The 19,666-nt window shown below is 65.9% G+C and carries 18 protein-coding genes; 15 read left to right on the top strand and 3 right to left on the bottom strand.

All coding sequences use genetic code 11. The features are described 5' to 3' along the window. Window positions 1–20 precede the first annotated feature (20 nt). The 14 genes from pyrH to GGC30_RS03300 are packed head-to-tail and all read left to right on the top strand — an operon-like array spanning window position 21 to window position 13,849. On the top strand, window positions 21–755 hold the full coding sequence (gene pyrH / locus GGC30_RS03365; protein WP_045811327.1) for a UMP kinase: 735 nt from the start codon (window positions 21–23) through the stop codon (window positions 753–755). Between the two features lie 39 nt (window positions 756–794). Continuing rightward, window positions 795–1,352 (top strand): ribosome recycling factor, encoded by a 558-nt coding sequence (gene frr, locus GGC30_RS03360; RefSeq protein ID WP_055753507.1) that lies wholly within the window; start codon window positions 795–797, stop codon window positions 1,350–1,352. Between the two features lie 37 nt (window positions 1,353–1,389). Beyond that, window positions 1,390–2,163: a polyprenyl diphosphate synthase gene (gene uppS / locus GGC30_RS03355; protein WP_153922723.1), complete on the top strand. Its 774-nt coding sequence runs from the start codon at window positions 1,390–1,392 to the stop codon at window positions 2,161–2,163. After that, window positions 2,163–2,981 (top strand): phosphatidate cytidylyltransferase, encoded by an 819-nt coding sequence (locus tag GGC30_RS03350; RefSeq protein ID WP_055809107.1) that lies wholly within the window; start codon window positions 2,163–2,165, stop codon window positions 2,979–2,981. The genes uppS and GGC30_RS03350 overlap by 1 nt, the downstream gene beginning before the upstream one ends. Next, window positions 2,978–4,174 carry a 1-deoxy-D-xylulose-5-phosphate reductoisomerase gene (gene dxr / locus GGC30_RS03345; RefSeq protein WP_370451855.1) on the top strand — a complete coding sequence of 399 codons (1,197 nt, stop codon included), beginning with the start codon at window positions 2,978–2,980 and terminating at the stop codon, window positions 4,172–4,174. The genes GGC30_RS03350 and dxr overlap by 4 nt, the downstream gene beginning before the upstream one ends. A 27-nt stretch (window positions 4,175–4,201) precedes the next feature. Further along, the gene (locus tag GGC30_RS03340) at window positions 4,202–5,419 is read left to right on the top strand and encodes an RIP metalloprotease (protein WP_153922722.1); all 1,218 of its coding nucleotides are present in this window, start codon (window positions 4,202–4,204) and stop codon (window positions 5,417–5,419) included. A gap of 29 nt (window positions 5,420–5,448) precedes the next feature. Then, window positions 5,449–7,914 carry an outer membrane protein assembly factor BamA gene (gene bamA / locus GGC30_RS03335; protein WP_153922721.1) on the top strand — a complete coding sequence of 822 codons (2,466 nt, stop codon included), beginning with the start codon at window positions 5,449–5,451 and terminating at the stop codon, window positions 7,912–7,914. Between the two features lie 32 nt (window positions 7,915–7,946). Further along, window positions 7,947–8,552, top strand: coding sequence for an OmpH family outer membrane protein (locus GGC30_RS03330; RefSeq protein WP_055753512.1), 606 nt, complete (start codon window positions 7,947–7,949; stop codon window positions 8,550–8,552). Window positions 8,553–8,559: 7 nt separating this feature from the next. Beyond that, window positions 8,560–9,573 (top strand): UDP-3-O-(3-hydroxymyristoyl)glucosamine N-acyltransferase, encoded by a 1,014-nt coding sequence (gene lpxD, locus GGC30_RS03325; protein WP_153922720.1) that lies wholly within the window; start codon window positions 8,560–8,562, stop codon window positions 9,571–9,573. After that, a complete protein-coding gene (fabZ, locus tag GGC30_RS03320) occupies window positions 9,570–10,064 on the top strand; it encodes a 3-hydroxyacyl-ACP dehydratase FabZ (protein WP_045811203.1) in 495 nt (164 codons plus the stop codon). Before lpxD ends, fabZ begins: the two co-directional genes overlap by 4 nt. Then, window positions 10,064–10,852 (top strand): acyl-ACP--UDP-N-acetylglucosamine O-acyltransferase, encoded by a 789-nt coding sequence (gene lpxA, locus GGC30_RS03315; protein WP_153922719.1) that lies wholly within the window; start codon window positions 10,064–10,066, stop codon window positions 10,850–10,852. The genes fabZ and lpxA overlap by 1 nt, the downstream gene beginning before the upstream one ends. Next, window positions 10,849–11,688, top strand: a complete 840-nt coding sequence (locus tag GGC30_RS03310) for an LpxI family protein (RefSeq protein ID WP_153922718.1) — start codon at window positions 10,849–10,851, stop codon at window positions 11,686–11,688. The genes lpxA and GGC30_RS03310 overlap by 4 nt, the downstream gene beginning before the upstream one ends. Continuing rightward, entirely contained in the window at window positions 11,685–12,854 is a 1,170-nt protein-coding gene (gene lpxB, locus GGC30_RS03305) for a lipid-A-disaccharide synthase (protein ID WP_370451854.1), read from the top strand. Before GGC30_RS03310 ends, lpxB begins: the two co-directional genes overlap by 4 nt. A 2-nt stretch (window positions 12,855–12,856) precedes the next feature. Continuing rightward, entirely contained in the window at window positions 12,857–13,849 is a 993-nt protein-coding gene (locus GGC30_RS03300) for an FUSC family protein (protein WP_153922717.1), read from the top strand. A 55-nt stretch (window positions 13,850–13,904) separates the two neighbouring features. Here the strand turns inward: GGC30_RS03300 and gltA are convergent, their stop codons facing one another. Beyond that, window positions 13,905–15,206 (bottom strand): citrate synthase, encoded by a 1,302-nt coding sequence (gene gltA / locus GGC30_RS03295; protein WP_045811199.1) that lies wholly within the window; start codon window positions 15,204–15,206, stop codon window positions 13,905–13,907. 66 nt (window positions 15,207–15,272) lie between these two features. Next, a complete protein-coding gene (gene gltX / locus GGC30_RS03290) occupies window positions 15,273–16,688 on the bottom strand; it encodes a glutamate--tRNA ligase (RefSeq protein WP_153922716.1) in 1,416 nt (471 codons plus the stop codon). Window positions 16,689–16,755: 67 nt separating this feature from the next. Here gltX and GGC30_RS03285 point away from each other — a divergent pair, with 67 nt between their 5' ends. After that, on the top strand, window positions 16,756–18,873 hold the full coding sequence (locus GGC30_RS03285) for a ComEC/Rec2 family competence protein (protein WP_153922715.1): 2,118 nt from the start codon (window positions 16,756–16,758) through the stop codon (window positions 18,871–18,873). On the opposite strand, the gene lexA is transcribed toward GGC30_RS03285, so the two are convergent. Next, window positions 18,854–19,552 carry a transcriptional repressor LexA gene (lexA, locus tag GGC30_RS03280; RefSeq protein WP_039247444.1) on the bottom strand — a complete coding sequence of 233 codons (699 nt, stop codon included), beginning with the start codon at window positions 19,550–19,552 and terminating at the stop codon, window positions 18,854–18,856. The genes GGC30_RS03285 and lexA overlap by 20 nt on opposite strands. Window positions 19,553–19,666 lie beyond the last annotated feature (114 nt).

Below are 19,666 nucleotides of genomic sequence, written 5' to 3'. Positions count from 1 at the left end.
AGTCAAACGGACCTTCCCGCATGCCCGACGCCCCCTCGACCTTCCGCTACAAACGCGTCCTGCTGAAGGTGTCGGGCGAGGTGCTGATGGGCGACCAGTCGTTCGGCGTCGATATGAAGACGGTCGATGCTGTAGCCAAGGCCGTCGCGGACGTAGCGGCCGAGGGCGTGGAAATCTGCCTGGTCATCGGCGGCGGCAACATCTTCCGCGGTCTGTCGAAGGCGGCGGCCGGCATGGAGCGCGCCCAGGCCGACTATATGGGCATGCTGGCGACGATCATGAACGCCCTGGCCATGCAGTCGGCGCTGGAGAAGATCGGCGTCTCGACCCGCGTGCAGAGCGCCATTCCGATGGCGGCCATCGCCGAACCCTACATCCGCCGTCGCGCCCTGCGGCACCTGGAAAAGGGCCGGGTCGTGATCTTCGCCGCCGGCGTGGGCGCACCGTTCTTCACCACGGACTCGGGCGCAGCGCTGCGTGCGGCGGAAATGGGTTGCGACGCCCTGCTGAAGGGCACCAGCGTGGACGGGGTCTATACCGCCGACCCGAAGAAGGATCCTGACGCGACGCGGTATGAGACGTTGTCCTATCAGGATGTGCTGGCCAAGGATCTGCGCGTCATGGACGCCTCGGCCATCGCCATGATGCGCGACACGGGCATACCGATCGTGGTCTTCTCCATTCGGGAAGACAATTCGCTGCGCCGGACCCTGACCGGCGAAGGCACGTTCACGGTCATTCAGGACGTCGCCTGAACGTTCGCCTGACCAGGAAAGACAAGAGAGACCAAGACCATGGCAAAGCCTGAACTGAAGACCTATCGCGACCGCATGGATCGCTCCGTCGCCGCACTGAAGGAAGAGTTCAGCGGTCTGCGCACCGGTCGCGCCAACGCCGGCCTGCTGGAGCCCGTACGGGTCGAGGCCTACGGCTCGGCCTCGCCCCTGACCGCCGTCGCCGCCATCAGCGTGCCCGAGCCGCGCATGATCAGCGTCAGCGTCTGGGACAAGGGCATGGTGGTCGCCGTCGAAAAGGCGATCCGCAACGCCAACCTGGGCCTGAACCCGATCGTGGACGGCCAGACCCTACGCATTCCGGTCCCGCCCCTGACCGAGGAACGCCGCAAGGATCTGGTCAAGCTGGCCGGCAAATACGCCGAGCAGCAGAAAATCTCGGTTCGCAACGTCCGCCGCGACGCCAACGACGATCTGAAGAAGGCCGAGAAGGCCGGCGAGATCAGCCAGGACGAGCAAAAGAAGATGGAGACCGAGGTCCAGAAGGACACCGACGCGGCCATCAAGCGCATCGACGAGACCTTGAAGACCAAGGAACAAGAGATCATGCAGGTCTGAGGCGAAACGGCTGGGTACGGAAGGGATCGCACGACAGATGACGGCAGACCGCGCCGCGCCTTCAGGCCAAAGCCCAGACAAGCAGGGTCAGGACGGCCCGCGCCACGTCGCCATCATCATGGACGGCAATGGACGCTGGGCGAAGGCGCGTGGCCTGCCGCGGGCCCTGGGCCATCGTGAGGGCGTCCAGGCGCTGAAGCGCACGATCCAGGCGGCGCCGGATCTGGGCATAGATTGCCTGACGGTGTTCGGCTTCTCGACCGAGAACTGGAGCCGGCCCGAGGATGAGGTGTCGGACCTGATGGGGCTGGTGCGGTCCTACGTCGCCAGCGATCTGGCCCGGCTGACCAAGGCCGGCGTCCGGCTGAAGATTCTGGGGCGACGCGAAGGACTGCCGGCCGACATCGCCGCCATCATCGAAAGGGCCGAGGCCCAGACCGCCCATAATGACCGGTTCCTGTTGCAGGTCGCCTTCAACTACGGCGGTCGCGCGGATCTTGTGGACGCGGCGCGTCGCCATATGGAGCGGGTGCTGGCGGGCGAGACGGTCGAGCCTTTCAACGAAGCGATCCTGACAGCCGGGCTTGCCACGGCGGGCTCGCCGCCGCTTGATCTGATCGTGCGCACGTCGGGCGAGCAGCGACTGTCGAACTTCCTGTTGTGGGAGGCTGCCTACGCCGAGCTCGTCTTCCAGGATATTCTGTGGCCCGACTATGGCCCCAAGGCGCTGGCTGAGGCGATCTCGGCCTTTGGTCAGCGCGATCGCCGTTTCGGCGGACGCGTGATCGCGCCTGAGCGCGCGACAGCCTGATGGCGGTCAAGGGTCGGGATATCGCCCTCAGGGCTGCGTCCGCCGTCGTGCTGGCGCCCGCCGCGGTCGCTGCGACGTGGGGCGGCGGCGTGTGGTTTCTGGCGCTGATGATCGCGGCCAGCGTCGTCCTGGCGTTCGAATGGGCGGCGATGAGTGCGCCCCATGCGCGCCGCGTCATGGGCGGAGCGGTCAGCTTCGGCGTCGTGGCGGCGGTGATCAGCGCCCATTTCGGGGCCATGTCCGTCGCCTTCATCATGCTGGTGTTCGGCGCGGTCGCGGCCGGAGTCTATGCCCGTAGTCGAGGGCAGGAGGCGCTGGATGCCGCCTATGGCGTGCTCTATCTCGGCTGGCCTTCGGTCCTGCTGATCTGGCTGCGCGACGTCGACAGTTTGATCGGGCTGCACTGGACCGTGCTGGTCTTCGCCGTCGCCTGGTCGGCTGACATCGTGGCCTATCTGGCGGGATCCACCTTTGGCGGCCCCAAGCTGTGGCCGCGCTTCTCGCCAAACAAGACCTGGTCCGGGTTCATCGGCGGCGTTGCGGCCGGCGCGGTTGCGGGCGCCGTCATGACAGCCTGGGTCAATATGGGGGCCTTGAGCGTTGTCTGGGGGGCTGTGCTGGGCTTTGCCGCGGCCTTGGCGACCATGGCGGGCGACCTGTGGGAATCGGCGCTGAAGCGACGGTTCGGGGTCAAGGATGCGGGCAACACCATTCCCGGCCACGGCGGCCTGCTGGACCGTGTCGATGGTTTGATGTTCGCGGTCGTCGTCGTCGCGGCGGGCCGACTGATCGTCCTGATGCTGGAGCGTGGGGCGTGATCCGGCGTCGCATCACCGTGCTTGGCGCGACCGGATCGGTCGGCGCTTCCACGCTGGACCTGATGGCTCAAGCCGAGGCGACGGGCACGGGCGCGTTCGAGGTCGAGGTCCTGACGGGCGGCGCCAATATCGCCAAACTGGCCGAGCAGGCTAAACGCTGGCGGCCCAAGCTGGCCGTGACCGCCGATCCAGCGCGATTGGACGAACTGCGTGACGCCTTGTCCGGCACGGACGTCGCTGTCGCAGCCGGCGACGCCGCCATCGTTGAGGCGGCGACGCGGTCTGCCGACTGGATCATGGCGTCCATCGTCGGAGCGGCGGGTCTGAAGTCCGCCTGGGCGGCGGCGGGAACGGGCGCGACCCTGGCGCTGGCCAACAAGGAAAGCCTGGTCTGCTGCGGCCCCGCCCTGATCGAACGGGTCAAGCGGGCAGGGGGGCGCTTGATCCCTGTTGATTCCGAACACTCCGCCATCTTCCAGGTGTTTCCTGCCGAAGCGCCTGAGCGGGTGGCCAAGCTGATCCTGACCGCATCGGGCGGACCGTTTCGCCAGACGCCGCGCGAGCAGATGGTCGGCATCACGCCGGAACAGGCCGTCGCCCATCCCAATTGGAGCATGGGCGCCAAGATTTCGGTCGATAGCGCGACGATGGCCAACAAGGGCCTGGAAATGATCGAGGCGGCTTATCTGTTTGATATGCCGCAGGATCGGATCGACGTCGTGGTGCATCCCGAATCGATCATCCACAGCCTTGTGGAATATGTGGATGGTTCGACGCTGGCCCAGATGGGACCGCCGGATATGCGCACGCCGATCGCCTGCGCCTTGGCCTGGCCGGACCGGATCGCGTGGCCGGCGCCCAAGTTGGATCTGGCTGCGCTGGGTCGGCTGACGTTCGAAGCGCCCGATCTGACGCGCTTTCCCGCCCTCGATCTGGCGCGTCAGGCCCTGAAGGCGGGCGGCGCGACGCCGGCCGTGTTCAATGCCGCCAACGAGGTCGCCGCCTTCGCCTTCCTTGACCGCAAGCTGGCGTTTCTCAATATTGCCGCAGTCGTCGCCGAAACCCTTGAGCGTGCGACGAAAGCGGGGATGGCTTTCGGTTCTGGAGACGCCTGCGGCGCGGCCCTCTCGGTCGATGCAGAGACGCGTCGAATGGCCGAGAGCGTCATCGCCGGCCTTGCGAATGCGGCCTGACAGCAGGCCAGGGGAGACGATTTTCGAATGCTGGGCGTCCTGGGTCAGGTCCTGATCTCCATCGCCTCGTTCCTGCTGGTGCTGACCTTCATCGTCACCATCCACGAACTGGGTCACTTCCTCGTCGCGCGCGCCTTTGGCGTGAAGGTGGACCGGTTCGCGGTCGGCTTCGGCAAGGCCGTGGCCAGCCGCACCGATCGTCACGGCATCGAATGGCGTCTCGGTTGGCTGCCGCTCGGCGGCTATGTGAAGTTCTCGGGCGATCTGGATGCGTCCAGCGTGCCCGACCGGGCCGGACTGGACGAACTGCGCAGCCGCGTGGTCGCCGAGCGTGGACCGGGCGCCGAGCGTGATTACTTCCACTTCAAGCCGGTGTGGCAGCGCGCCCTGATCGTCGCGGCCGGGCCCATCGCGAACTTCATCCTGGCCATCACCATCTTCGCCGTCGTCTTCATGGCCGTCGGCGTGTCCCTGCGTCCCGCGCGTGTCGCTCAGGTCCAAGCCGGATCGCCAGCCGCCGCCGCCGGTTTCCGGGTCGGCGACCTGATCACCGAGGTGAACGGCAAGGCCGTCAAGGACGGCAGCGCGGTCACCCGCACCGTCATGCTCTCGACCGGCGATCCCGTGCGTTTCACGGTCGAGCGCGCCGGGCGTCCTGTTGAACTGGTCGCCACGCCGGAACGCCGCGAGGAGAACGACCCCATCGCCGGACGGGTCAAGGTCGGCCGCATCGGCCTGGGGCTGGGCTCGTCGGCCGGCGATGTCCGCCACGTGCGCTATGGCCCGGTCGAGGCTGTCGCCGAGGGAGCGCGCCAAACGGCCGACGTCATCGGCTCGACCCTGACCTACCTCGGACGCCTGGCGACGGGCCGCGAGTCGGGCGATCAGTTCAGCGGTCCGTTGGGCATGGCCAAGGCGACGGGCTCGCTGACGACGGCTGCGGTCGAAGCCAATCCAGCGCCTGGCGCCATGGCGATCAACCTGATCCTGACGCTGACAACCTTGGCCGCCATACTTTCGATCGGAATCGGCTTTCTAAATCTGCTTCCCATTCCGGTCCTCGACGGCGGACATCTGCTTTTCTACGGCTATGAGGCTGTGGCGAAACGGCCTGTGTCGGCGCGGTTCCAGGAGATGGGCTATCGTGCAGGCCTTGCGCTTTTGGCGGGATTTATGTTGTTCGCAACGTGGAACGACCTACAGAAGCTCAATATCTTCCAATTCCTCGGCGGGCTCGTCTCGTGAGCCGACGCCAGCCCCCGACGGTTTCCTGAATGAATGACATGACCTCTTGCGCCGCCGTTCGACTGAGCGCTCGCTCCAGCCTGCTGGCTCTGGCGGTCGCCGCCGGACTGGGCGCACCCGCGTTGGCCCAAACCGCGCCGGCGACGACGCCTACTGCGCCGGCTCGAACGCCGGCCCAAACCCCCGCTCAGAGCGCCACGCCTCAGGCGGCGGCGAGCGCCGCCGAACCGCGTGTCGAGATCGCTGCGCCGCAGACGATCACGATCAACCGCATCATCGTTCAGGGCGCGCAGCGGATCGACCAGACGACGGTCCTTTCCTATCTGCCGATCCGTCCTGGTGACGCGGTAGATGCCTCGGTGCTGGACGTCGCGGTGCGCACCCTGTCGCGGACGGGCCTGTTCGCCGATGTGCAACTGGGCATCCAGAACGGCGATCTGATCGTCCAGATCGTCGAGAACCCGATCATCAACCAGGTCGTGTTCGAGGGAAACAAGGCGCTGTCAAAGGACAAGCTGACCAAGGAAGTGACCTTGGCGCCGCGCGGCATCTATACCCGCGCCAAGGTTCAGGAAGACGTCGGCGCTATCGTTGAACTGTATCGCCTGCAAGGCCGCATCTCTGCGACTGTGACGCCGAAGCTGGTCCAGCTGGAACAGAACCGCGTCGATGTGATCTTCGAGATCAACGAAGGCCCGCAGACCGGGATCAGCGCCATCAACGTGCTGGGCAACGAGGCGTTTTCGGATCGCGACGTGCGCGGCGTGATGGTCACCGAGAAGTCGACCTGGTGGAAGTTCTTCTCCAATAACGACAACTACGACCCTAACCGCCTGGAATACGATCAGGAGCAGCTGCGGAAGTTCTACACTAACCGCGGCTATTACGATTTCCGCGTGGTGTCCTCGGTCGCCGAGCTGCAGCCGGACGATCAGGCGTTCCAGCTGACGCTGACGCTGAACGAAGGCGACAAGTACAACTTCGGTGAGATCAAGGTCGTCACCCAGAACGACCGGCTGAACGCCGACTTCCTGAAGGCCCTGGTGCCGATCCGGGAAGGACAGTTGTACGAAAGCGACAAGATCGAGCAGGCGGTCGACGCCCTGACGTTCGCGGCGGGTTCGGCAGGCTATGCCTTCGTCGAGATCAATCCGACCTATAAGGCCAATCCCGAGACGGACACGGTTGATGTGACCTTCAACGTGTCCGAGGGCCAGCGCGTCTATATCGATCGCATCAATGTGGTCGGCAACACCCGCACGATCGACCCGGTCATTCGCCGCGAACTGCTGCTGACCGAAGGCGACGCCTTCAACCGCGCTCTTATGGAGCGCTCGCGCAACAACCTGCGCGCCCTGGGCTTCTTCAAGGACGTGACGGTCGAGGAAACCCGCGGCAGCGCGCCAGACCGTTCGGTCATCAACGTCAACGTTCAGGAACAGCCCACCGGAGAGCTTTCCGTCGGTGCGGGCTTCAGCTCCGTCGACTCTTTCACGGTCAACCTCGGCATCTCGGAGCGGAACTTCCGGGGGCGCGGCCAGAATGTGGTGGCCCGTCTGGAGTGGGGCTCGCTGCGCCAGCAGGTCGACTTCCGCTTCACCGAGCCGAAGTTCCTCGGCCGTGACCTGCGCGCCGGCTTCGACCTGTTCCACTCGCGCTATGACCTGAGCCAGTACTCGTCGTACGACTATCGCTCGACCGGCGCGGGCCTGCGTCTATCCTACCCGCTGAACGGAAATATGCTGCTAAGCACGCGCTATTTCCTGAAGTCCGACGAGATCATCGTGCCGACGGGCTTCTGCTCGGGCGTGGGGCAGGGATCTTCGGCGCTTTGCGATCAGATCGGCAGCTTCATCAACTCGTCGGCGGGCTACACGCTTCAGGTCAACTACACCAATGATCCGATCCGTCCGACGCGCGGCTGGGCTGGTTCGTTGCGTCAGGACCTTGCGGGTCTGGGCGGCGACGTGAACTATGTGAAGACCGAGGCCGATGCGAGCTGGTACTATGGCATCACCCCAGCCTGGGTCGTCAGTGTTCAGGGCTCGACCGGCTATGTCAGCGGCTGGAACGGCGATCCGATCCGCATCAACGACCGCTTCTTCAAGGGCGGAAACAGCTTCCGTGGCTTCGAGACGGCCGGTATGGGGCCACGCGATCTGAATACGACCGATGCCTTGGGCGGCAACTTCTACGCCATCGGCACGGTTGAGCTCACCCTGCCGAACTATCTGCCGGAGCAATACGGCATCAAGACCTCGCTGTTCGCCGATGTCGGTACGCTGGGCGTGCTGGACGACCGCTACAAGCTGACATCCACCGGAACGGTGAATACCAATATCGCCGATGAGCTGTCGCTGCGTGCATCGGCCGGCATCAGCATCCACTGGAAGTCGCCGATGGGTCCGATCCGCTTCGACATCTCCAAAGTTCTGTCCAAGGAAGAATACGACAAGACGGAATCCTTCCGCTTCTCGACCTCCACTCAGTTCTAATCGCGGCTTTTTCGACCGCACGAGGAAACACCATGAAAGCTCTGATCATCGCGGCGACCGCCGCTGCTTCGCTCATCGCCACCGCCGCTTCGGCGCAACAGGCCGGCGCGCCGGCCAACCCCGGCCCGGTGATCCCCGGCGTCTGCGTCTATTACAACGCGCGTCTGCTGGCCCAGTCGTCGGCCGGTCAGGCCGTCGAAGCCCGCATGCAACAGTTGGCTCAGGAAGTTCAGGGCGAATTGCAGCCTTACGCCACGTCCATCCAGTCGGACGCTCAGCAACTGCAAGCCTCGGGCTCGAGCCTGCCGGCCGACCAACTGCAACAGCGCCGTCAGGCCCTGCAGCAGCGCGCGCAAGAGGCCCAACAGCTGGAAGCCACGCGTGAAAACGAGCTGCGCTACACCCTGGGCATGCAACGCCAGGCCATCACCGAGGCCGTCTCGCCGATCCTGACCGCCCTGTATCAGGAGAAGGGCTGCGGCCTGCTGCTGGACCGCGAGAGCGTCTTCATGATGAACCCGGCCATGGATGTCACTGACCTGGCGATCCAGCGCCTGAACACGGCCCTGCCGACCCTGAGCTTCAACCGTATGGCCGTGCCGGCTCAGACGCAGGCTCAACCGGCCGCCGCCAACTAAGTCGTCGATGCCCGATCCCCGCTTTTTCGAAACCCTGTCGCCCTTCAGCGTCGCCGATCTGGCCGCGCAGATCGGCGGCGAGGTCGAGCGGGGCGGGGATCGCATGATCGCCTCCGTCGCGCCCTTGTCCTCTGCGGACGGGGGCGCGATCGCGTTCTTGGGCGACCGCAAGTTCGCCGCCGCGCTGGCGACGACACAGGCCGGTTGCGTCATCGTGCCGGGTGAGGCCAGGGACGCTGCGCCGTCGTCCGCCGCCGTCATCATCTCGCGCACGCCTCAAGCCGCCTGGGTCAAGGCGTCGTTGGCGCTGCATCGGCCCATACTTCTGGACAAAGCGATCACCTGTGACGAGGCGGGCGAGGACGACAGCGTCGTGGTCGAACCTGGCGCGATCCTGGGGCAGGGCGTCCGCATCGGTCGAGGGTCCCGCATTGGCGCCAACAGCGTCATCGCGCCTGGCGTGCAGATCGGCCGTGATTGCGTGATCGGCGCCAACGTCAGCGTGGCCTTCGCGCTGATCGGCGACCGGGTGAAGCTGTATGCCGGCGCCCGGATCGGCGAAGCGGGCTTCGGCGCCACGGGGACAGCGGCGGGGGTCATGGATATTCCCCAACTGGGGCGCGTCATCCTTCAGGACGGCGTGACGGTGGGCGCCAACTCCTGCATCGACCGCGGCGCCTATGATGACACGGTCATCGGCGAGAACACCAAGATCGATAATCTGGTCATGGTCGGCCACAACTGCGTCATCGGCCGCAACTGCTTGCTGGTCGCCAATACCGGCATCTCGGGCTCGGTGACCGTGGGCGACAATGTCATCTTCGGCGGCAAGGCGGGGATCGGAGACCACATCACGATCGGCGAGGGCGCGCGCGTCGCGGCCGGGGCCGGTGTGCTGGCCGATGTTCCCGCTGGCGAGACCTGGTCGGGTTATCCGGCGCGTCCGATCCGACAGTTCTTGCGCGAGACGGTCTGGCTCGCCAAACAGGCCTCGTCAAAGAAGGCTCCAAAGGAATCATAGGGATGAGCGACACGACTGCCGTCGAGGGCAAGATCGATTACGCCGAGGTGATGCGGCGGCTGCCGCACCGTTATCCCTTCCTGCTGGTGGACAAGGCCGAAGACTTCGTGCCTGCTACGTCGATCGTCGGCATCAAGAACGTCACCCACAACGAGCCCTTCTTCCCGGGGCACTTCCCGATCGATCCGGTCATGCCCGGCGTGCTGATCGTCGAGGCCATGGCCCAGACCGGCGCCCTGCTGATGTCCAAGACGCTGGACGTCGCCGTGGCCGACAAGGTCATCATGTTCATGTCGATTGACGGGGTTCGTTTCAGAAAGCCTGCGCGGCCCGGCGACCAGCTCCGTATGGAGGTCAAGGTGATCCGCGCGCGGGGCGACGCCTACAAGTTCCGGGGCGAGACCTTCATCGACGGCAAGCTGGCGGCCGAAGCCGAGTTCATGGCCATGGTCGTGACTGTGCCTGCTCCAGCGCCTGGGCCGGCGGCCTGATGACCGTTCATCCCACGGCTCTGATCGACGCGACGGCGACCCTGGGCGAGGGGGCGCAGGTCGGCCCCTGGTGCACGGTAGGACCGAATGTGGTGCTGGGCGACCGTGTGCGCCTGGTCAGCCATGTCGTGGTCCAGCAGGACACGACGGTCGGGGCCGGAACGGTCATCCATCCCTTCGCCGTCATCGGCGGCGACCCGCAGCACAATGGCTACAAGGGCGAGACGGTTCGGCTGGAGATCGGCGAGAACAACCTGATCCGCGAACACTGCACCTTCAATCGGGGCACGCCGCAGGGGACGGGCGTAACGGTCGTGGGTTCGAACAATCTGTTCATGACCGGCGCCCATATCGGTCACGACTGCGTCGTCGGCGACAATGTCGTCATGGCCAACAACGCGACTCTCGGCGGTCATGCTCAGGTCGGGGACAAGGTGTTCCTAGGCGGCCTGTGCGCGGTGCACCAGAATGGTCGCGTCGGGCAAGGCGCGATCATTGGGGGCTTGGCGGCGGTGACGCGCGACGTCATCCCCTATGGCTCGGCCTGGGGCAATCATGCGCGGCTACGTGGGCTGAACTTGATCGGGTTGAAGCGCAAGGGATACGGCAAAGATCAGGTGCGGCGTCTGCTTGCGGCCTATCGTGATCTGTTCGAGGGCGAGGGCGAGTTCGCCGGTCGGATCGATGGCGTGGCGGAACGCTATGCCGACCTGCCCGAGATCGTGGAGATCATCGCCTTCATCCGTGACGGCGGGCGTCGTCCGCTGTGCCTGCCGAACGCGGAATGAGCGCGGCTGAAAAGCTGGGTCTGATCGCAGGCGGCGGCGATCTGCCGGCGGCCGTAGCGGCGCGTTGCGACGCGCTGGGACGGCCGGTTTTCGTGATCCGTCTGGCGGGGTTTGCTGACGAGCATCTGGCGCGCTGGCCCGGCGCCGAGTTCGGCATGGCTCAGATCGGCGCGATCCTTAAGGCGTTGAAGGCCGAACGCTGCACGAGCGTGTGTCTGGCAGGCATCGTTAATCGGCCAGATTTCAAGACGTTGAAACCTGACTTCAAGGGGGCGACCCTGTTGCCGGGCATCGTCGCCGCCGCCTCCAAGGGGGATGACGCCCTGCTGCGCAAGATCCTGTCGGTGTTCGAGGCCGAAGGCTTCGCCGTCGAGGGCGCCGACGACATTCTGGGCGGCGACACGCTTGGCGCAGGCGCGCTGGGCGCCGTCTCGCCGACCGAGGAGCAGCTAGACGATCTGAAGAAGGCGCTGCATGTCGCCGAAAAATCAGGCGAACTGGATATCGGTCAGGGCGCAGTGGTCTGTGATGGCCTGGTCCTTGCGGTTGAGGCGCAGGAAGGCACGGACGCGATGCTGACCCGCGTCGCTGGCCTGTCCGCCGATTTACGTGGAGCGGTTGATAGCCCCAAGGGCGCGCTCGGAAAGGCGCCCAAGCCCATTCAGGATCTGCGCGTCGATATGCCCGTGATCGGACCGCGCACCGTCGAAAAGGCGGCGGCGGCGGGTCTGGCGGGCATCGGCGGCGTGGCGGGACGTTTGATCCTGATCGATCGCGCGACCATCGTCGAGACGGCGAACCGTCTGGGACTGTTCGTCTGGGGCGAGGACCGGTGAGCCTCCCGCTGAAGATCATGCTCGTGGCGGCGGAGGCTTCTGGGGATGCGCTGGGCGCCGGTCTGGCCAAGGCGTTGAAGGTGCGGTTGGGGGACGATGTGGCCTTTGTCGGCGTCGGCGGACCTAAGATGGCGGCCGAAGGCGTGATCAGCCCCTTCGATATCGCCGAACTGTCGATCCTGGGCTGGATCGAGGGTTTGCGCGCCTATGGCAAGGTCAAGCGGCGCGTCGAGCAGACGGCGGCGCTGGCCGAGCGGGAAAGGCCTGACGCCGTGGTGCTGATCGACAGTTGGGGCTTCACCATCCGTGTGGCCAAGGCGATCCGGGCCGCGCGCCCCGACCTGCCGCTGATCAAATACGTCGGGCCTCAGGTCTGGGCCTCGCGGCCGGGCCGGGCCAAGACCTTGGCAGGCGCCGTCGACCATCTTCTTGCCCTCTACGGCTTTGATGCGCCCTGGTTCGAGCGCGAGGGCCTGCCTACGACCGTGGTCGGTTCGTCAGCGCTTCATGTGAATGTGGATGCTGCGGACGGCACAGCGTTCCGCGCGCGTCATGGGATCGCCGCCGATGCGCAGCTTCTCCTGGTGCTGCCTGGCAGCCGGCCCAGCGAGATCACCCGAATGGTCCCCGTTTATGAGGCGACGGTCAGAAAACTGAAGACCACGAATCCCGGCCTAGAAGTCGCCGTCGTCGCCGCGGGGACGGTGGCTCACGATGTTGCAGGCCGCGTCGCCGCCTGGCCCTTCCGCGTTCACCTGGTCGACGAAGCCGAAAAGTATGACGCCATGCGCGCCGCGACCGTCGCCCTGGCCACCAGCGGCACGGTGTCTACCGAGCTCGCGCTTGCGGGCGCGCCGATGGTCATCGCCTACAAGATCGACGGGCTCAGCTATCAGCTGATGAAGCGGTTCGTGACCGCCAAACACATCACCCTGTTCAATGTCGCGGCTGACGACCGGATTGCGCCCGAGTTCATCCAGCACGAGGCGACCCCGGCCATCCTGACGGCGGCGGTCGGGCGGCTGCTGGCCAACCCGGCCTTGGCGGCCGAACAGGCGCGTCGCCAGACGGCGGCATTGGACCTGATGGGACGCGGAGGATCGGACCCGTCCGAACTGGCTGCCGACGCCGTGCTCAGGGTCATCGCCAACAAGTCGGCGCGCTGACGATGGCGCGGGCGCTCAGTCCGCGACGTGCGGCCGAGGTCCGCGCCGCGCTGCAGATGGCGGTCGGCGCGATGGCCGCGCTCTATCTCGCGACCTGGCTGAACCTGCCGCACCCTTACTGGAGCGTGATTTCCGCCATCGTCGTCATCCAGGCGAGCGTCGGCGGCGGCGTCCTGACCGTTGCGCGCGACCGGGCCATCGGCACGGCGACCGGGGCGCTGGCGGGGGCGGTCTTCGCCTTCCTTCGCCCGCCGGGTCTGGAAAGCATGGCCCTGAGCATCGCCGTCTCGGCGGGGCTGCTGGCCTTCTTTGCAACCGGGCGGCCATGGCTGAAGGTCGCGCCCGTGACGGCGACCATCGTCATCGCCGGCGGGACGGGCGCGGAAGGGCCGGCGTCTCTGGCGCTGGATCGGGTGATGGAAATCCTGGTCGGCAGCGGCGTGGGGGTTCTGGCGATCCTGGCCCTGTTTCCGCGCCATGCCAGGCAGTCCTTCAAGCTTCAGGCGCGCGAGGCGGCGGGCGAGGCGGCGGTGCTGTTGGCCTTGGTGTCAAAGGCCTCCCCGGAGGATGCCTCCGAGATCTCGCGCCGTCATGCAGATCTGAAGCGGCGGCTGGATGCGTTGGGTCAGGCCGCCAAGAATGTCATCGATCTGCCCGGCCCGCAACGTGAGACGGCGGATCGAGCCGCGCTCGTGCGCGCCTTCTGGCGCGTGCGCAGCGACATTGTCATCTTGGGGCGCGGTTTCCAGGCCGAGGGCGCCGGCGCCAGGCTGGATCCCTGGTCGCAGGACGCGGAGCGCGCGGTGGAGCAACTCAAGGCTCTTTCTGACGGCAGGGCCGCCCAGCCCATGGGTGCGATCGACCAAAGCCTGGCCCTCTCCATGGCTGTCGAGGGCGACGACGTGGCTCTGGGCGCTGCTGCGATCGGCGTGGCCCATATGCACCGCGATCTGGATGACCTGGCTGCCCGTTTCGCGGATCTAAAGCTGGTCTGACGACAAAGAAAAACGCCGGGGATGTCTCCCCGGCGTTTTGCATCTCAGCTTCGTATCAGCCGCGCTGTTCGATCGGCACGTAATCGCGCTGGGTCGGGCCCGTGTAGAGCTGACGCGGGCGACCGATCTTCTGCGACGGATCGGCCATCATTTCCTGCCACTGCGAGATCCAGCCCACGGTGCGGGCCAGGGCGAACAGGACGGTGAACATGGTGGTCGGGAAGCCCATCGCCGACAGGGTGATGCCCGAATAGAAGTCGACGTTCGGGAACAGCTTGCGCGAGGTGAAGTATTCGTCCGACAGGGCGACCTTCTCCAACTCCTTGGCGACCAAGAACAGCGGATCGTTTTCGCGGCCGGTGGCGGCCAGCACTTCATAGGCCGACTGCTGCATGACCTTAGCGCGCGGGTCGTAGTTCTTGTACACGCGGTGGCCGAAGCCCATCAGCTTGTACTTGCGGTCCTTCACGCCTTGGATGAACTCCGGGATCTTGTCCGGTGTGCCGATTTCCTTGAGCATCGTCAGCGCCTCTTCGTTGGCGCCGCCGTGCGACGGGCCCCACAGGCAGGCGATGCCGGCGGCGATACAGGCGAACGGATTGGCGCCCGACGAACCGGCCAGACGCACGGTCGAGGTCGAGGCGTTCTGTTCGTGGTCGGCGTGCAGGGTGAAGATGCGGTCCATGGCGCGAACTAGGGCCGGATCGACATGATAGTCCTCGGCCGGAACGGCGAAGCACATGCGCAGGAAGTTTTCGGCGTAGGACAGGTCGTTGCGCGGCGACACGAACGGCTGGCCGATGTGGTATTTATAGGCGCGGGCCGCGATCGTAGGCATCTTGGCGATCAGGCGAATGGCCGAAATGTCGCGCTGGATCGGATCGTGGATGTCCAGGCTGTCGTGATAGAAGGCAGACAGGGCGCCGACGGTGCCGACCATGATCGCCATCGGGTGGGCGTCGCGGCGGAAGCCTTCGAAGAAGCGATCGAACTGGCTGTGCAGCATCGTGTGGGTGGTGATGCTGTTCTCGAACTTCTCGTACTGAGCGGCGGTCGGCAGTTCGCCGTGCAGCAGCAGGTGGCAGACCTCGACGAAGTTCGACTTCGACGCCAGCTGGTCGATCGGATAGCCGCGGTGCAGCAGCACGCCGGCGTCGCCGTCGATGTAGGTAAGCGCCGATTCACAGGCCGCCGTTGAGGTGAAGCCGGGATCGAAGGTGAAGGCGCCCGTTCCCGCATAGAGTTTGCGGATGTCGATGACGTCCGGGCCGGTGGAGCCCGAAAGGACCGGCAACTCGATCGTCTTGTCCTCGAAGGACAGGGTCGCCGAGCCGGCGGGTTTGGCTTGTTCAGTCATGAATGCCCCTTTGCATCACACGTCCAGGCGCGGGGAGGCGTCGGCCGCTTTTTGGTTTGTGGGTGATCACTTAGTCTGTTGCAGCGCATCATCCAAGCGCCCGAGACTTTCGTCGCGCCCAAGAGCCGACAAAGTTCGTGCAATATCAGGTGATGTTGACCCTGCGGTAAGCGCCGCGCGCATCGGCGGGCCGATTTTCCCAAACCCAACGCCCTCGGATTCCGCAAAGGCCTTGAGCTCGACTTCCAGCGCGAAGACGTCCCAGGATTGGAACAGGGATAGCCGCTCGCGCAGGCGGGCGAGGCGATCCAGAGTCTCACCGGACAGCAGCGCCTTCGCCTTGTCGTCCAGGGTCAGCGGGCGCGATTTCAGTACGAAGGCGGTTTGGTCGGCTAGGTCGAGGATCGTCTTGGCGCGATCCTTGACGAAAGGCATGGCGCGCTGAAGCCGGGCTTCGTCCGCCTCCGCCAGGGCGTGGCCCTTTTGCAGATGCGCATCCAGCGTCAGCTTGGCGAGCCGTTCATCGTCAGCGAGACGCAGCCAGTGCGAATTGACGTGGGCCAGTTTGTCGAAGTCCAGGCGGGCCGGCGCCTTGCCGATGCCGGCGAGATCGAACCATTCGATGGCCTGGGCGTCGCTGAACAGTTCGTCGTCGCCGTGCGCCCAGCCCAGGCGGGCCAGATAGTTGCGCATGGCCTCGGGCAAGTAGCCCATCTCAGCGTATTCATGCACTGCCTGGGCGCCGTGACGCTTCGACAGTTTGGCGCCGTCCGGGCCGTGGATCAGAGGGATGTGGGCAAAGGTCGGACGCGTCCAGCCCAGCGCATCGTAGATCAGGCTTTGGCGCGCGGCGTTGTTCAGATGGTCGTCGCCGCGAATGACGTGGGTCACGCCCATGTCGTGGTCGTCCACGACGACGGCGAGATTATAGGTCGGCGCGCCGTCCGAACGCAGCAGCACCAGATCGTCCAGGTCGTCGGTCGACCAGTTCACGTCGCCCTGGACCTCGTCGGCTACCGTGACCGTCGTCGCCCTTGGCCGACGGAAGCGCACGACGTGCGGCAGCGCCAGGTCGTCCACGGTCGGCTCGCGGTAGCGCCAGGGCGATTCGAAAGTGCGCTTTTCGGCCTTGGCCTCATCGCGCAGACGACCGGTCTCCTCGGCCGAGGTGAAGTCGCGGTAGGCGTGGCCGGTTTCGAGCAGTTGATCGACCACCTCGCGGTGGCGGTCGGCCCGGCTGAACTGGAACACCGGCTCGTCGTCGGCGAATAGCTCCAGCCAGCTCAGGCCGTCGAAAATGGCCTTGACCGCCTCATCGGTCGAGCGTTCACGGTCGGTGTCCTCGACCCGGATCAAGAAGCGTCCAGCGTGTCTTTTGGCGTACAGCCAGTTGAACAAAGCGGTTCTCGCCCCGCCGATATGCAGATAGCCTGTCGGCGAGGGGGCGAAGCGGGTGACGACAGTCGAGGAAGGTGAGGTCATGGGGGAGGGGTCCGTAAGCGAGGCCCTTATACGCCCCGATGCGGCAAAACCCACCCCTGCTGCGCGATTGCGCGCCTGGCTGTACGCCGAAGTCGCCGCCCAGACCCTGAGATGGCGGCTATGGGCGCCAGTCGCATTCGGCGCGGGTGGAGGCGTCTATTTCGCCCTGCGAGTCGAGCCGGTCTTGTGGCCCTTATTGCTGGGCGCCGCCTTGGCCTTTGGGCTTTGGCTGGTGGCGCGCCGGCGCGGCTGGTCGCGGCGACTGACCTGGCAGCTATTGGTGCTGGCCTGCGTTTCAGGCGGGCTGGCGGCGGCCAAGGTGCGCACCGAGGCCGTCGCCGCACCGATCGCGCCCGCCCTCAGCGAACCGACCGTGATCGAAGCCTGGGTCGTTGATGTCGACAGCCCGGGGCAGCGAGGCGCGCGGGTCGTGATCGCGCCGGTCTGGATTCGCGGACTGACGCCCGAACAGACGCCGGTGCGCTTGCGGGCGACGGTGCGGGGCGAGCCGCCGCGGCCCGGCGAAGCGATCCGCTTGTTCGCCATTCTGAATCCGCCGCCTGCGCCGGCCAGCCCCGGCGCCTACGACTTCGGCCGCAACGCCTTCTTCCAAGGCATGGGAGGCGTGGCGTTCGCCTTGGGTGAAACGCGTGGGGCCGAGCTTGCCACGCCGCCGTGGCGACTTCGACTTGAAACGGCGGTCAACGGCGCCCGTTTCGCACTGGCCGAGCGGATCGAGGCAAGACTCGGCGAACGGACCGGCGGGATCGCCGCCGCCATGACGACTAGCCATGAAACCTGGATCAGTCAGGAGGACATGGACGTGATGCGGGACTCCGGTCTGGCGCACATCTTGTCGGTGTCGGGCCTGCACATGGCCATCGTCGGCGGTTTCGTCTTCTTCGCCGTGCGGCTGGGCGTGGCGGCCTGGCCTTGGTTGGCCTTGCGGGTTCACGGCAAGAAGGTCGCGGCATTGGCGGGGCTGACGGCGGTCGGAGTCTATCTGGTGGTGTCGGGCGCGCCGCCGCCGGCCGAGCGGGCGGCGATCACCGCCTCCATCGCCTTTCTGGCCATCCTGCTGGATCGACAGGCGGTCACGATGCATGGCCTGGCTGTGGCGGCCTTCATCGTTCTGGCCATACAGCCTGAAGCCATCGTCACGCCGGGTTTCCAGATGTCGTTCGCGGCGACGGCGGCCTTGGTCGCCCTGGTTGAGGCCTGGCCGAAGCGCCCGCGCGAAATATCCGCGCCCTGGCCAATCCTGGCAGTCCAACGGCTAGGCGGTTGGTTGACGGCGGCTGTGGCGGCCAGCGTCGTCGCAGGATTGGCGACGGGACCGTTCGCCATGCAGCATTTCAACCGCACCGCCATGTACGGACTGCTGGCCAATCTCGGCACGTCGCCCGTGGCGGACTTCATCCTGATGCCGGCGCTTGCCTTGGGCGCAGCGCTTGAGCCTTTGGGGCTGGGGGGACCGTTCCTGGCGGTTGCGGGATGGGGCGTGGACCTGATGTTGGCGATCGGCACCTGGACGGCGGGATTGCCCGGCGCGGTCAAAACGGTCGCCAGCGCGCCAAATTATGTCCTGCCAATCGCCTTTCTGGGCGTGTTGTTCGTCTGTCTGTGGCAAGGCCGCCTGCGATGGTTGGGACTGCCGTTCGCAGCCGCCGTTCTGATCTGGCCGCGTGCGCCGACGCCGGACCTCTGGATTGGCGATGGCGGGACGAACGCCGCCTTTCACCGTGATCAGGCGGCCGTTGTGGTCCGGCCCGGCGTGCGCGAGTTTGCGGTGGATCTCTGGTCGCGGCGACGGGGGCTGACCATGATGGATCGGTCGGAGACGGGCTGGGTCTGCGACCGCTTTTCATGTCGCCCGGAGACCGGTGAGGCTGGCCCCGTGGCGATCTGGTGGGGGCGGAAGTCGCCGAGCTCAGATCAGATGGGGGCGTTATGCCGCGCAGCGCCCGTCGTCAGCGTCCGCGCTGTCGTCACCTCAATTCCAAGCGCCTGTCAGGATCGCCTTGTCCTGGACGGGGTGGATTTTGCGCGAGGCGGGGCAGTGGAGTTGTGGCGCGTCCGTTCGGGCGAGCCGAATCGATGGCGCGCGGTGTGGACGGCCGACGTTCGCGGCGACCGCCCCTGGGCGCGTCAGTCCGATCCGGACGTCAGTGATAGCGGCGCATAAGGCCGACCAGCTTGCCTTGGACCGCGACCTGATCCGAGCCGTAGATCTTGGTCTCGTAGTTGCGGTTGGCGGGTTCCAGCGCGATCGAGGCCCCCTTCTTGCGAAGGCGCTTCAGCGTCGCCTGCTCGCCTTCCACCAGAGCCACCACGATTTCTCCGGAGGCGGCGTTGTCGGTCGATTTGATCACCACCATGTCGCCGTTCAGGATGCCCGCCTCGATCATGGAGTCGCCCTCGATCTCCAACAGATAGTGCTCGCCCGAACCCAGCATGGATTCCGGGACCGGATAGCGCGCCGTTTCATGCTCGATTGCGTCGATCGGCGTGCCGGCGGCGATCTTGCCCATCAGCGGCAGTTCGCGGGTGTCGTTGGCCGCCATCGGAGCCGCAGGTCTGACACCGCCGCCGCCCTCGATGACGTCGGGCTTGAACCCGGCGCGACCGCGCGGCGCGCCGGCCGTCGCCTGTTCGGGCAGTTTCGTGACTTCCAAAGCGCGAGCGCGGTGAGCGAGACGGCGAATGAAGCCTCGTTCCTCCAGCGCCGTGATCAGCCGGTGAATGCCGGACTTGGAGGCCAGATCGAGCGCCTCCTTCATCTCGTCGAACGAAGGGGAGACGCCGGTCTCCTGGATGCGTTCGTGGATGAACATCAGCAGTTCGTGCTGTTTGCGCGTGAGCATCGCCAGGCCCTCATGCGCCCGCCGACGAATCGGAACGGGCCGTGAACATTTGTCGATGTTCTGTAAGTGTTCCTTGCTAATGTCAACTTAACGGCGAGGCTTGCCGCCGCGTCT

The organism is Brevundimonas sp. SPF441 (genome assembly GCF_009661015.1).
Lineage (GTDB): Bacteria > Pseudomonadota > Alphaproteobacteria > Caulobacterales > Caulobacteraceae > Brevundimonas > Brevundimonas vesicularis.
The sequence above is the reverse complement of the archived record's forward strand: the minus strand, read 5'-3'. Positions and strand labels throughout refer to the sequence as shown.

Bases quoted from the DNA above. Each gene is read 5' to 3' on its own strand.
- pyrH (WP_045811327.1), top strand. From the start codon at position 21: ATGCCCGACGCCCCCTCGACCTTCCGCTACAAACGCGTCCTGCTGAAG.
- frr (WP_055753507.1), top strand. From the start codon at position 795: ATGGCAAAGCCTGAACTGAAGACCTATCGCGACCGCATGGATCGCTCC.
- uppS (WP_153922723.1), top strand. From the start codon at position 1,390: ATGACGGCAGACCGCGCCGCGCCTTCAGGCCAAAGCCCAGACAAGCAG.
- GGC30_RS03350 (WP_055809107.1), top strand. From the start codon at position 2,163: ATGGCGGTCAAGGGTCGGGATATCGCCCTCAGGGCTGCGTCCGCCGTC.
- GGC30_RS03340 (WP_153922722.1), top strand. From the start codon at position 4,202: ATGCTGGGCGTCCTGGGTCAGGTCCTGATCTCCATCGCCTCGTTCCTG.
- bamA (WP_153922721.1), top strand. From the start codon at position 5,449: ATGAATGACATGACCTCTTGCGCCGCCGTTCGACTGAGCGCTCGCTCC.
- GGC30_RS03330 (WP_055753512.1), top strand. From the start codon at position 7,947: ATGAAAGCTCTGATCATCGCGGCGACCGCCGCTGCTTCGCTCATCGCC.
- lpxD (WP_153922720.1), top strand. From the start codon at position 8,560: ATGCCCGATCCCCGCTTTTTCGAAACCCTGTCGCCCTTCAGCGTCGCC.
- lpxA (WP_153922719.1), top strand. From the start codon at position 10,064: ATGACCGTTCATCCCACGGCTCTGATCGACGCGACGGCGACCCTGGGC.
- GGC30_RS03310 (WP_153922718.1), top strand. From the start codon at position 10,849: ATGAGCGCGGCTGAAAAGCTGGGTCTGATCGCAGGCGGCGGCGATCTG.
- GGC30_RS03300 (WP_153922717.1), top strand. From the start codon at position 12,857: ATGGCGCGGGCGCTCAGTCCGCGACGTGCGGCCGAGGTCCGCGCCGCG.
- gltA (WP_045811199.1), bottom strand. From the start codon at position 15,206: ATGACTGAACAAGCCAAACCCGCCGGCTCGGCGACCCTGTCCTTCGAG.
- gltX (WP_153922716.1), bottom strand. From the start codon at position 16,688: ATGACCTCACCTTCCTCGACTGTCGTCACCCGCTTCGCCCCCTCGCCG.
- lexA (WP_039247444.1), bottom strand. From the start codon at position 19,552: ATGCTCACGCGCAAACAGCACGAACTGCTGATGTTCATCCACGAACGC.